The following is an 11,924-nucleotide window of genomic DNA, read 5'->3' on the forward strand; positions in this document are numbered from 1 at the left end:
GGAGGTTTATAGTGAAACGAAAGCAGCTTGTGATCATAGTAGTGAGCTTGGCTGCGGTAGTCATCATGATTGGCTTGGCCGTGGGATTGCCATCATCGAAGCAAGACAGAATGGCTAATACCCCGGATACTGTTCGACCCGCAACCGCCATTGCAGCTGACGCTAAGGATGAAACGATTGAGCGGGATAGCGCCCATCGCGTGCTACGCTTTTTGGAGGAACATCCAGAGAAAGCATCCATTACGATTCTGAGGGATGGAAAGAAGCTGGCAGGCCGTGAGGAAAACCGGATGATGCCCTTGGCGAGTACGGTCAAGACGGTCATTGCGGTTGAATATGCCAAGCAGGCTGCGGCAGGTACAATTAACCCGGATGAACGGATCAAGCTGACTGCGCTGGAGCGGTTCTATCTACCGCGTCTGGATGGTGGCGAACATCCGGCATGGTTGAAGGATATGGAAGCCAAAGGACGGTTGAAGAACGGAACCGTGCCTCTGCGCGAAGTTGCCAAAGGTATGATTCGGTTTAGCTCCAATGCCAATACCGAGTATTTAATGGACAGACTGGGCTTGGAACAGATTAACCAAACAAAAACTACCTTGGGGCTCCAGGACCATGATCCAATTTATCCATTTGTATCTTCAATTCTGATTCCTTACGAATGGATGAGGGAGGCTCAGGGACGGGCATGGGACGGTGCAAGAAATAGCAATTCCGCCAAAGCAGCCGTTCAAGCGATGTCTGACGTAGAGTTCCGCCAACATGCTCAGATGATCCATAACAAGCTGGCTCGTGATACAAGTGGTTCATATAAGAAAAATGCCGCTATCGCGACATGGTATGATCGGGAATTTGGTCAAATGAATACGGACCGTTTTATAGCTTCGACGACGGCGGATTATGCGTCCTTGATGAGTAGGCTGAACAGCCGTCAAGGCTTTACGAAAGCCGAGCAAAAATTATTGTCTGAGGTCATGGAGCAACTGATGAATCATCCGGAAAATCAGGAATGGCTGAAACATTTTGGGCAAAAGGGCGGATCTACCGCATATGTCCTCACCCTGGCTATGTATGCGATGGACAAGGGAGGACATTCGACGGAGATGGCGGTCTTCTTTAACGACCTGGACCCGTTCACGAATGCCTCCTTGCAAAATATGATGAATGAATTTAAAGAGCGGCTATTGCGTGATGAATCGTTCAGAAAAGAAATCAATCAGCGCATTGGTGTACAGTTGGAAATATAACCCCTACCCGTTGCCTTTTTGCTTGCGTTCCCGTAGCAACAAATACAGAAAGTACGGTGCGCCAATAATGGCTGTCACGATGCCTGCGGGAATTTCGAGCGGCGGCTTCAAGCCCCGTCCCAGCGCATCAGCGAGAACGAGAATCAGAGCGCCGATCATGGCTGCGCCGGGCAGCAGATAGCGGTGGCGGTTACCCAACAGCCGTCTCGCCAGATGCGGTGCCAGCAGGCCGATAAAGCCGATGGAGCCGATGGCAGCGACACAGGATGCAGCCAGGGCGACAGATACGGCCAGCAGTCCTGTGCGGACACGCTTCACGCTAAGTCCAAGCCCCGCCGAGCTTTCTTCGTCAAGGCTCATAATGTCCAGCTTGCGCTGTAGGGTATAGGCGAGAGGCAACAGCACGACCAGCCACGGCAGTAGCCCGTATACTTCATCCCAGCCTTTACCCCACAGGCTTCCAGCCAGCCAAGTCAGTGTATCGCTGGCTTCGAGCGGATATTTGACGAGAATATAATCGGTCGCAGCCTGAAAAATAGCGCCCACCGCCAGCCCGGTCAAGGCCAGCATATTGGGGCGCATGCCGCCTTTCATCGAGAGCTGCACGAGCAGCAACGCGGCAAGCCCGGCCCCGGCAAGGGCCGCCACAGGGAGCAGTGCCACCGGGGAAGAGGGCAGCAGCACGATGACGAGAACCGCCGCGAAGCCAGCTCCCTTCGATACGCCCACCACGTCTGGCGAAGCGAGCGGGTTGCGGATCATGCCTTGCAGCAGCACCCCGGCAACTGCCAGTCCTGCTCCGGCCATAATCGCCAGCAGCCCGCGCGGCAGCCGATAGTGGTGAACGACGAACCATGACGTGGCATCATGGTTCGTCAGGGCGCCGATCAGCTCGGCAGGTGTAATGTAGGTGCTGCCTACGCCGAGGGCGACAAAAGAAATACCCAGCGTCAGCGCGAGTAAAATCCACAGCTTTTTCATCGTGAAGCCCTCCCGTTCTTATGCGCCAGATACAAAAAGAAGGGCGCACCCACCAGCGCGGTTACAATTCCAACGGGCGATTCGTAAGGAAACGCGATAAATCGTCCCAACACATCGGCGTATGTCAGCAGCAGGGCCCCGCAGATGGCAGACAGGGGAATGACTCGCTTGTAATTATCGCCCGTGAATATCTTGATGATGTTAGGCACCATCAGGCCGACAAAGCCGATGGAGCCCGCTACCGCAACAGCAGAGCCTGCCAGCATAATCACCGAGACAGAGGCAAGTAGCCGAACGAGGCGTACATTTTGCCCCAATCCCTGTGCGACCTCCATACCGAGACTCAGCACAGACAGCGAGGGGGCCAGCGCCAGTGCAAGGATCATGCCGATGGTGAACCATGGCAGCACCAGACGCGTATCGGCCCAAGTGGACCCGTCGATGGCTCCTGCGAGCCAGTACAGCACGTCGGATATTTGCTCGTTGAACACGAGCAGCCCTTGGGTGACGGAGGCCAGCAGCAGATGCACCGCCATTCCTGCCAAGGCCAGCTTGACCGGTGTCATACCTGCCGTTCCCGCCAGCGTATATACGAAGGAACCGCCTGCGATGGCCCCGGCAAAAGCAAAATAAATGCTGCCGGACGATCCGATATTCGGCAGCAGCACGACCGACAGCACGACGGCCAGCGAAGCACCCGAGCTGACCCCGAACACCTGCGGTGAAGCCAGCGGGTTGCGTGTAATGGCCTGCATCAGCGCTCCGGCCACGGCGAGTCCGGCCCCGACGATCAGGCCAATGACGGCACGCGGCAGGCGAACCGTCAGGATAATGAGCTGATCCTTGGACGGATGCTCGGTGAACAGCGCGGTCAGCATGGTGGGGATATCCATCCTGACCGGACCAATCGCCACGCTCAGCAACAGTCCGGCCAGCAGCGCAGCAATAAGTGCAAAGAAGACCGGCTTATTTAGCCGGTCGCGTGAGGCCTGTCCGATCAACGGGAGCCATCTCCTTTACTTTGCGCGGGATACAGAAGCGAAATAGCTTGCTCCAGTATTTTCTCGGCTGAGCCGAGTCCACGATACCGGGTCCACAGTGCCCGGTTCACTTCGTAAACTTCCCCTTTTTTGACGGCCGTGATGTTTTGCCATAACGGATTTTGTTTCCATTCCGTAATCAGCTTCTCATCAGCTTCAGCCATAAAGATTACATCCGGATCGGCTTGTGCTATCTGCTCCAGCGTCAGCTTGACGGTAGGTTCGCTTGTATTTTGAAGGGCATTATGGATGCCCGCTTGCTCCAGTAGTTGTCCATCAAAGGAAGATGCAGCATGACCAGTCAGTGAATCGGAGCGAAATACCCCGACCAGTACACTGCGTGGCTCACCAGCTTTTACTCCTTGTTCCAGCTTTTCCATTTTAGCTTTATGAGCAGCTAGAATCTGTTCACCTTTTTCCTTCTCGTCCAATGCATCGGCAATGACACCGAAGGATGCCAGGTTTTGTTCATAGGAGGAATTCCTGCTTTTCAGAACAATCGTCGGAGCAATCTCGCTCAGTTCTTTGTATATGCTTTTATGACGGTTCAGATCGGCAATAATCAAATCCGGCTTCAAGGAACTGATCGTTTCCAGGTTCGGCTGCTTGCGTGTACCTACAGGCGTGAAGTCGATTTTTTTGCCGAGCAGTCCATCAATATCATCGTCATTTTCCTGAGCTATCCCTACAGGTGTTACGCCCAGTTGGGTTGACGCATCGACAAAAGAGAATTCCAGCGTTACGATTCTTTTCGGTTTCCCCGTAATTTGGGTTTCTCCCATCTCATGTTTAATGATTCGGGCGTCGCCAGTAGCTTGAGGTGCTGCGGCGCTGTTATCTTTTGCCTGGCTTCCACATCCCGCCATAATGACGGTCAGCAGCGTAAGGATCGCTGCAAGCAGCATGCCTGTGCGTAGTGGTTGTTTTGGTGTTGCCATGGTTGTCCCCCGTTTCCGTTACAAAGTATGCTTACCAGAGAAACTGATAATCATTATCAATTAGTCAACTGTTGATCATTCTAGCAATCGGGAGGAGGGACGTAAATAATGTGATCATTTAAACCATTTTGGCTTATAAAGTGAATTAAGTTCATTAAATTTATGGAGTAGAGGGGATTCGCCGATAGATACGCTCCGGTCTGCCGACTGTCCCATACATCTGATCGTGGCGGGCGTCGCCGCTTTCTACTAAATACTCCAGATACCTTCTGGCTGTGGAACGGCTTATGCCCAGCTCAATCCCGACCGTTCCGGTAGTCAACTCACCACGTCTATTTAGCAGATCAAGCACCTTGTCGCAGGTCACTTTATCGATGCCTTTGGCCCATAAAACCCCGACTCCGCTGCCTACTGTCCTAGCATTGCCTGCGCTTTGAAGCAGACTGTCAATTTCGGATTGCTCCACCGTAGATTGTTCCTCTTGCCATGTTGTGACTTGTCGCCGAAAACGGGCATATTCCTCCAGCGTCGCACGCAATCTCTCGAATACAAGGGGCTTCACGATAAAATCAAACACACCTGCGCGAACGGCCTGTACCACCGTTTTTGCTTCCTTGGCGGCGGTCAGCATGATGACATCCGTGCCCGGGTAGTGCTGCTTGATGAACGATAGCAGAGTCAGACCGTCCGTATCGGGAAAATAAACATCCAGCACCACCAAAGGAGGACGCAGTACGTCCAGTTGAAGCTTTGCCTCAAACTCGTTCGTCGCTATTGCACATACGGTGAATCCGTCCACCTTTTCAATAAATCGGCGGTTAATCTCCGCAATTCGCGGATCATCTTCAATAATAAGAACCTCAATATCCGATAAAGCCCGCTCATTCATGGGCGTAACCTCCTTTTGTATCATCACGCGCTGCTAGGACCATTTAAAGGAATACGTATCTTAAAAACGGTGCCTCCACCAACTCGTTCATGCACCTCTATAGAGCTGCCCATCTGATCCGCGTACTCTTGTACAAGAGCAAGGCCGTACCCGTGTCCTGCTTCTGTTTTGGTTGATGCGCCTTTAACAAACAGCTTTTCTTGGATAGCCTCCGGAATGCCTGGTCCGTTGTCCGCAACCTCGACTGTGATTCCTTCAGCCGTTTCTTCGAGCCGGAACCAAACCTGTCCATCCGGTCTGGAGTTGAAGCGTATTGCAGCAGCCTCCATGGCGTTATCCAGCAAATTTCCAGACATGGCAGCGAGAAGTCGCCACTCCGGAGCAGGAGCCAGGCTTGAAAATGCACCGCTAATATGGGAATGCAGCACAATACCCTTTTCCAGTGCCTGTTTTTTCTTGCCGATCAGCAGGCTGGCGATGACTGAATCGGGCAGGTGAGCAGAAGTATCGGGCCTGTGTAGACGATATTCCTCTGATTCCCGGGTGATAAAGTCCACCGCTTCGTCATAGCACTCCAACTGAATCAGACCGGATATGAGATATAGCCTGTTGGCGTATTCATGTGTTTGGGATCGCAGCACTTTCGCGTAATCTTTGACCTCTGTCAATTGCCGGGTCATGCGGAGCAGTTCGGTTTTGTCCCGCAGACTGGCAACCGTCCCAATCCTCTGACCGGATCTATCATGAATCGGTACACGGCTGACCACTACAACCCGTTGCTGCACCTCAATTTCCTCATTGAATGTGCCTTGTTCCTGCCCCGGCTCTACCATTGCATTTTCCAATAAGGGATCTCCAATAAGTATATCTGCCAGCTCACCTGCGGTACCCGGCAAGTGACGAAGCTCGCATCCGTATATAGAGGTTTCCGGGGAAAGTCCGAGCAGACGAACGGCTTGTGGATTGGCAAGCGTAACTTGCCCACTGCTATTAACCGCAATAATGCCTTCGCCTATGGATTCCAGAATGGCTTGCTTTTCCTGATACAACCGTCCAATCTCTACTGGCTCTAAGCCATGTAGCTCCCGGCGTACCCGTTGCGATATAAGCAAGCTTCCTATTATGCCGATCACAAGCGCGCCCACCATGAACCACAGCCATGCATACGTGTATGTACGAATATTTTGCTCCACATCTGTCATCAGAAAACCTACGGAAACAAGTCCGATGACCTTACCCTTTTCATCATAAATCGGGGCTTTGGCCCGCAGCGACGGTCCGAGAGAGCCCGTGGATTCCGTGACAAAGGATTGCCCTTGTAGCACCTTGTCATTCAGCGGGTCGGTCATAGGCTGTCCGATACGCTCCGGGTTTACATGCCACTGTCGTATGAGATGACGATCGGCAATGGTGATAAAATCAGCGCCACTACTGGTTTGGACAGGCTTCACCGCCTCGTTGATCTGCGAACGTAGCTCCGTTGTCCCTGTCTGCTCCAGAGCGTCCCTAACCTGTGCATCTACCGCTAGGGTATTGGCTACGGTCATCGCTCTTTTCCCGATTTCTTCATACAGAGCAGAGGTGATCATATATCGAAAGGATGATCCCAACAGCCCGGTGACCACCAGCACTAAAAGGGATATGAAAAGGATTAGTTTTGTCTGAAAACACATGTGCATTCACCGCCGTCAAGCAAGATATAAGAGGGGCCGATTTGCCTGATTTTCTCTCCAACACGATCCATTTTACTGTATTACAGGAACGCTCGCACTTTTAATCTGCCGAATGAATGGTCTATAATAGAAATAGTTACATAATGTGAGGAGGACAATATCATGTTTATTATTCATGCTGATATGAAAGTTTTACCTGAAAAAAGAGAGACTTTTCTGCAACAAACCCAAGGGTTGATCAGCGCATCACAAGCCGAAGAAGGCAATGTACGCTACACGCTGATGCAGGATCTGAATGATCCGAACGCTTTTACCATGGTTGAAGAGTGGAAGGATGCTGCTGCTGTAGATTTCCATAACAAGTCTGCCCATTTCCAGGCATTTGTTGCCGCGGCTAAAGAATTGCTGGCTGCTCCGCTTCAAGTGAATGCTTTTCAGGATGCGACTAAACTGTAATCATCCCGCTGCATAAATCATAATCAGGAACAGGAGGAGATAGACATGGGGAACATTGCGGATACAACTGTACTGAATAATGGAGTTCAGATGCCTTGGCTGGGTTTTGGTACGTACAAGGCGGAAGGCAATGAGGTCTACGAAGCAGTTAAAACGGCCATCGAGGTGGGCTATCGTCACATTGATACGGCGGCGATCTATGGCAATGAGGAACTGGTTGGACAAGCTATCCGTGACAGCGGGGCGGATAGAGAAAAACTGTTCATTACCACCAAGCTGTGGAATGAGGATCAGGGCTTCGACTCAACACTGCGTGCCTTCGATGAAAGCCGTAAGCGACTGGATCTGGACATCATTGATCTGTATCTCATTCATTGGCCTGGTAAGGACAAGTACAAGGAAACCTGGAAAGCGTTCGAACGACTGTATGAAGAAGGAAGCGTACGCGCCATCGGAGTAAGCAACTTCCAAGTTCACCATCTCGAAAACCTCCTGAAAGACAGCAACATTGTACCTGCAATCAACCAAGTGGAGCTTCACCCGCGTCTGACACAGCAAGAGCTGCACCAATACTGTCGGGAGCACCAGATTCAGCTTGAATCCTGGAGTCCACTGATGAAGGGTAAATTGACCGAGCAAGCGGATATCGTTGAGATTGCTGCAAAATACGGCAAAACCTCGTCGCAGGTTATTTTGCGCTGGCATCTGGATCGGGGCATTGTGACGATTCCCAAATCTGTAACCGCGCATCGTATCCGCGAAAATGCCGATTTATTTGATTTTGAACTGACGGCAGAGAATGTTAACCGAATCAACGCACTTCATCTTGATGAGCGTGTAGGCACGCATCCCGACAAGCTGTTGTTCTAAATATTCAAATGCACAAAGAACCTCCAAATCTGCGTTAATCGTAGCTAGGAGGTTCTTTTTTTTTATTTATGCATTGGGATCGACTCATACGCGTTTGTCCGTTTGGACAGAGTTACTACGTCCTGTATCCTACTGTTGATTTAATTTGCGATGCAGGAGGAAGGAGTAGAGGATGGGGGTGACGACGGATATACCCAGCCCGGTGAGAAAAATGACCGTCCCCGCCACTCCACCGACCCATGCCGCTACCAAACCCGAAGCACCGCCGAGCATCATCATAGGTCCGCCGAAACGGTGCGTTTTACGCCATACCTCCGGGTTGGACAGAGTCCACGGCGTACGGATACCGAAGGTATAGTTCGGCTGTACCTGTGTCATATAATTGCCCAGCACCAACAGCATCAGGCCTATTCCCCCGCAAATTATAGTATTCATTTGCAGTCGTATGTTCAGGTTATACAGCAGCATTCCCCAACCGGCTATAGCGAGAATGAGCGAAGTGCCTACACGCGTAACCTCATAGGCTTTAGCAAATTTCTCGAAATTTGCTCTGTTGGGGTCCATGTAGCGGGATAGCCGAAGGAGCAAAGGCACCAGCCCCAATAGCACCAGCATGAGAATAGAACTATTTTTACTCATATACCCGTCTGCTGTATTGTCAAAGCTAAAATGAGAGGCCAAAACATTGGGAAGTCGGTCGTACAGCAGCAAAGCCCCTATAGCAGGTGATAAAGCAATCAAAGTTATTAAAACATCCGTAAAATTCCAATGTATCCGAAATTTCATTCAGATCCCTCCGTATCCTTAATATCATTCGAATGTTTCTTTGCAGGCATATCAGATTGAGCGATGCTGAACATCCAACCGATGACATCTGCGACCACCGTCGTATGTAGGGTGTAAATAATGTTTTGTCCCTGTCGTTCATCTAGCACCAGTCCAGATTGCTTCAGTAAATTCAGATGGTGGGAGATGCTAGGTTTACTAATTTGAAAATGTTCAGCCACTTCGCCTGCGCTCATGCTCTTGTCTTTTAAAAGCTGCAATATTTTACGCCGGGTCGGATCAGCCAAAGCTTTGAACGCATCATTCAAAATTCATTTCCTCCTTTAGATATTTAGATAATATTCTAAATATCTAATACAATAGTAAAATAGAGCTATGATACTTGTCAACGGAACAATACATCATTTTAGAAAAAGGTTTAGAGCAGGTTTGCTGATTTCGATTGTAAAAGGTCGGGAAGTTCGCTATAATTAATTTATATTAAAAATAAGAATCTTAATTTAAAACAAAAATTAGAGGAGGATATATATGAAACACGTATTTCGTAAAGGAAATCATCCACAAGCCCCGGTTATTTTGCTGCTACATGGTACCGGCGGGAACGAACAGGATCTGATTCCATTGGCTGATTTGGTAGCACCGGGAGCGTCTGTGTTAGGCGTAAGGGGAAATGTGTTGGAAAATGGGATGCCGCGTTTCTTCCGCCGTTTGGCAGAAGGCGTGTTCGATATTGAGGATCTCGTATTCCGTACCAAGGAGCTGAGCGAATTTGTGGATACGGCTGCGGAGCAATACGATTTTGACCGCAACAACGTTGTGGCTCTTGGTTATTCCAATGGAGCAAACATAGCGGCCAGTATGCTCTTTCACGATGCAAAAGCGCTGCGTGGAGCTATTTTACATCATGCGATGGTGCCGCTGCGTGGGCTAAATTTGCCAAATTTGAACGGTATCCCTGTATTTCTGTCTTCCGGTGAAAATGACCCGATCGTTCCGGTTACGGAATCCCGTGAGCTGCAAGCTTTACTGGAAGGTGCTGGTGCGCAGGTGAATGCGTATTGGGAACGCAATGGTCATCAATTGACCCGTACAGAAGCCGAAGCCGCAGGACGTTGGTTTGGGGAGCATTTTAACCCGAGTGGAGAGCAGGTATAAGCACTAAATATAAAATGTGAGGAATAGGGCGAGTGAACCTGGCTAAGGTTTCTCTACAGAGAGCCGATTGCTTTCAAGCAGTCGGCTTTTTCACTCGCACATAGAAGGTCGGATCTATTGACCCGGATACCTTTGCCCGCCATGCCTCCTATTGGGCTTACACTTACCCCAGTAACATTCCTCCCGCTGCGCCCGCAAGAACAACCACCCAAGGCGGAAGCTTCCAAAAGACCAGCATCATAAACAAAATGATCGCCAGGGCAAAATCCATTGGTTTCAAGATGGCGGTAGTCCAAAGTGGATCATACAGCGCAGCCATCAAAATACCAACCACGGCTGCATTAATCCCCACCAAAGCTCCTTGGATTTTCGGGTTGTTTCTTAATCCATTCCAAAACGGGAGTGCACCGACAACAAGAAGAAATGCCGGTAAGAAAATGGCGAGAGTGGCAACCACTGCTCCTGGTACTCCCCCGGCGATCGCTCCAAGGTAACCTGCAAATGTGAACAACGGCCCTGGCACTGCTTGCGTAGCTCCGTAACCTGCCAAGAAATCCTCTTGGCTAACCCATCCTGTTGGAACAACTTCTCGTTCCAGAAGCGGCAGTACGACGTGCCCCCCGCCAAATACCAGAGAGCCTGAACGATAAAAGCTATCAAACAGCGTTAACCATCCCCCTTCCTCCGAGGGTGTGACAAGCGGAAGTGCCACAAGCAGTGCACAAAATAGAACCAAGGAACAAACTGCAAAAGTACGACTAACCGCAATTTGAAGATTAGACGTAATCTCTGCCCTTTTCTTTCGATAGAGCCATAAGCCAACTACACCGGCAGCAACAATGATGAGAATTTGGCTGTAAGCTGTATGCCAGGACAATGTAATCACGGCGGCAATCACGGCGATTGTTGCTCTATCCCGATCAGGCGTTAACTTGTGCCCCATCCCCAGAATAGCATGGGCCACAATCGCTACAGCTACGATCTTCAGTCCATGAATCCACCCCGCACTCGCTATATCATATCCTTGAAGCAGGAAAGCAAACGCAACCAACAGAAGGAGCGACGGCAGTGTGAAACCAATCCAGGCTAACAATCCGCCAAGTAATCCTGCTCTTACAACTCCAATTCCAATGCCAACCTGACTGCTGGCCGGACCGGGGAGGAACTGGCAGAGCGCTACAAGATCGGCGTAACTTTGTTCATCCATCCACTTTCGACGGCGTATGTACTCATTATGAAAGTACCCTAGATGTGCAACCGGCCCTCCAAAGGAGGTTAGACCTAACTTTGTAGACACCCCCAGCACTTCAAAAAGAGTCGCTAATCGTCCCTTTGGAATATCTTCTAGCGGGTCTAGCTTACTCGTTTCCATATAACAGGTTGCTCCTTTTTCTTTTTTTCCCAACTTCAATATAACTGAATAATGTAATCTAAATTACTCTATTTTATTAATTGCTACAAGAATGCATAAAATCATTCGATAGCGCTCAAGCTACGGTTTAGCGCTCAGTGAGCGATTCCATAACCAGGAGGCGATAAACGATGGCAAAACCGGATAATCGGGCCGATAATGTTGAACATTTGCAACAAAGTATTCAGAACACACAGCAGAACCTGCATGAAGCTGAAGGATATCTCAACGAGTTCTCCTCTGAAATCAGCAGCGAGGAGCGTAAGCAGATCGAAGAAAAGAATGAGCGTCGTAAGGAAAGTATTAAAGCGTTTCGGGAGGAAGTTAAGGACGAGGCAGCCCATTCCCAAGAATAAGTAAAAGAGCGCGGTACAACCCCGAATTTCAATTGGAGTTGTGCCGCTTTTTTTCTGCAAATGGCTGACCAATGGAACCAACTGCATCCTGATGAACCGATTGTTTTGAAAGCGGATACATT

At 50.1% G+C, this 11,924-nt stretch carries 13 protein-coding genes; 5 read left to right on the forward strand and 8 right to left on the reverse strand.

Annotated elements, in window-relative coordinates:
• The first annotated feature begins 11 nt into the window (after positions 1 to 11).
• Positions 12 to 1,247: a serine hydrolase gene (locus tag AC0WRU_RS04100; RefSeq protein ID WP_476127325.1), complete on the forward strand. Its 1,236-nt coding sequence runs from the start codon at positions 12 to 14 to the stop codon at positions 1,245 to 1,247.
• Between the two features lie 3 nt (positions 1,248 to 1,250).
• Here the strand turns inward: AC0WRU_RS04100 and AC0WRU_RS04105 are convergent, their stop codons facing one another.
• The 5 genes from AC0WRU_RS04105 to AC0WRU_RS04125 form a co-directional block, all read right to left on the reverse strand.
• Positions 1,251 to 2,228 (reverse strand): FecCD family ABC transporter permease, encoded by a 978-nt coding sequence (locus AC0WRU_RS04105; RefSeq protein ID WP_476127326.1) that lies wholly within the window; start codon positions 2,226 to 2,228, stop codon positions 1,251 to 1,253.
• Positions 2,225 to 3,229, reverse strand: a complete 1,005-nt coding sequence (locus tag AC0WRU_RS04110) for a FecCD family ABC transporter permease (protein WP_476127328.1) — start codon at positions 3,227 to 3,229, stop codon at positions 2,225 to 2,227. The genes AC0WRU_RS04105 and AC0WRU_RS04110 overlap by 4 nt, the downstream gene beginning before the upstream one ends.
• Complete coding sequence (locus tag AC0WRU_RS04115) at positions 3,226 to 4,206, reverse strand: ABC transporter substrate-binding protein (RefSeq protein WP_476127329.1); 981 nt, start codon at positions 4,204 to 4,206, stop codon at positions 3,226 to 3,228. The genes AC0WRU_RS04110 and AC0WRU_RS04115 overlap by 4 nt, the downstream gene beginning before the upstream one ends.
• A gap of 160 nt (positions 4,207 to 4,366) precedes the next feature.
• A complete protein-coding gene (locus AC0WRU_RS04120; protein ID WP_476127331.1) occupies positions 4,367 to 5,095 on the reverse strand; it encodes a response regulator in 729 nt (242 codons plus the stop codon).
• 23 nt (positions 5,096 to 5,118) lie between these two features.
• A complete protein-coding gene (locus AC0WRU_RS04125; RefSeq protein ID WP_476127333.1) occupies positions 5,119 to 6,768 on the reverse strand; it encodes an ATP-binding protein in 1,650 nt (549 codons plus the stop codon).
• Between the two features lie 162 nt (positions 6,769 to 6,930).
• Here AC0WRU_RS04125 and AC0WRU_RS04130 point away from each other — a divergent pair, with 162 nt between their 5' ends.
• Both AC0WRU_RS04130 and AC0WRU_RS04135 read left to right on the forward strand, forming a co-directional pair.
• A complete protein-coding gene (locus tag AC0WRU_RS04130; RefSeq protein WP_025686297.1) occupies positions 6,931 to 7,224 on the forward strand; it encodes a putative quinol monooxygenase in 294 nt (97 codons plus the stop codon).
• Between the two features lie 45 nt (positions 7,225 to 7,269).
• A complete protein-coding gene (locus AC0WRU_RS04135) occupies positions 7,270 to 8,094 on the forward strand; it encodes an aldo/keto reductase (RefSeq protein ID WP_476127335.1) in 825 nt (274 codons plus the stop codon).
• 129 nt (positions 8,095 to 8,223) lie between these two features.
• Here AC0WRU_RS04135 and AC0WRU_RS04140 read toward each other — a convergent pair whose 3' ends face one another.
• The gene (locus tag AC0WRU_RS04140) at positions 8,224 to 8,880 is read right to left on the reverse strand and encodes an SdpI family protein (protein WP_476127336.1); all 657 of its coding nucleotides are present in this window, start codon (positions 8,878 to 8,880) and stop codon (positions 8,224 to 8,226) included.
• Entirely contained in the window at positions 8,877 to 9,188 is a 312-nt protein-coding gene (locus tag AC0WRU_RS04145; RefSeq protein WP_476127338.1) for an autorepressor SdpR family transcription factor, read from the reverse strand. The genes AC0WRU_RS04140 and AC0WRU_RS04145 overlap by 4 nt, the downstream gene beginning before the upstream one ends.
• 220 nt (positions 9,189 to 9,408) lie before the next feature.
• On the opposite strand from AC0WRU_RS04145, the gene AC0WRU_RS04150 reads away from it, so the two are divergent.
• The gene (locus AC0WRU_RS04150) at positions 9,409 to 10,035 is read left to right on the forward strand and encodes an alpha/beta hydrolase (RefSeq protein WP_476127340.1); all 627 of its coding nucleotides are present in this window, start codon (positions 9,409 to 9,411) and stop codon (positions 10,033 to 10,035) included.
• 163 nt (positions 10,036 to 10,198) lie between these two features.
• Here AC0WRU_RS04150 and AC0WRU_RS04155 read toward each other — a convergent pair whose 3' ends face one another.
• Positions 10,199 to 11,407, reverse strand: coding sequence for a chromate transporter (locus tag AC0WRU_RS04155; protein WP_476127342.1), 1,209 nt, complete (start codon positions 11,405 to 11,407; stop codon positions 10,199 to 10,201).
• 170 nt (positions 11,408 to 11,577) lie between these two features.
• Between AC0WRU_RS04155 and tlp the strand changes: the two genes are divergently transcribed.
• Positions 11,578 to 11,802 (forward strand): small acid-soluble spore protein Tlp, encoded by a 225-nt coding sequence (gene tlp, locus AC0WRU_RS04160; RefSeq protein WP_476127343.1) that lies wholly within the window; start codon positions 11,578 to 11,580, stop codon positions 11,800 to 11,802.
• Positions 11,803 to 11,924 lie beyond the last annotated feature (122 nt).

The sequence above is a fragment of the Paenibacillus sp. 1-8 genome (genome assembly GCF_056316205.1).

Bases quoted from the DNA above. Each gene is read 5' to 3' on its own strand.
- AC0WRU_RS04105 (WP_476127326.1), bottom strand. From the start codon at position 2,228: ATGAAAAAGCTGTGGATTTTACTCGCGCTGACGCTGGGTATTTCTTTT.
- AC0WRU_RS04150 (WP_476127340.1), top strand. From the start codon at position 9,409: ATGAAACACGTATTTCGTAAAGGAAATCATCCACAAGCCCCGGTTATT.
- AC0WRU_RS04130 (WP_025686297.1), top strand. From the start codon at position 6,931: ATGTTTATTATTCATGCTGATATGAAAGTTTTACCTGAAAAAAGAGAG.
- AC0WRU_RS04115 (WP_476127329.1), bottom strand. From the start codon at position 4,206: ATGGCAACACCAAAACAACCACTACGCACAGGCATGCTGCTTGCAGCG.
- AC0WRU_RS04120 (WP_476127331.1), bottom strand. From the start codon at position 5,095: ATGAATGAGCGGGCTTTATCGGATATTGAGGTTCTTATTATTGAAGAT.
- AC0WRU_RS04135 (WP_476127335.1), top strand. From the start codon at position 7,270: ATGGGGAACATTGCGGATACAACTGTACTGAATAATGGAGTTCAGATG.
- AC0WRU_RS04125 (WP_476127333.1), bottom strand. From the start codon at position 6,768: ATGTGTTTTCAGACAAAACTAATCCTTTTCATATCCCTTTTAGTGCTG.
- tlp (WP_476127343.1), top strand. From the start codon at position 11,578: ATGGCAAAACCGGATAATCGGGCCGATAATGTTGAACATTTGCAACAA.
- AC0WRU_RS04155 (WP_476127342.1), bottom strand. From the start codon at position 11,407: ATGGAAACGAGTAAGCTAGACCCGCTAGAAGATATTCCAAAGGGACGA.
- AC0WRU_RS04140 (WP_476127336.1), bottom strand. From the start codon at position 8,880: ATGAAATTTCGGATACATTGGAATTTTACGGATGTTTTAATAACTTTG.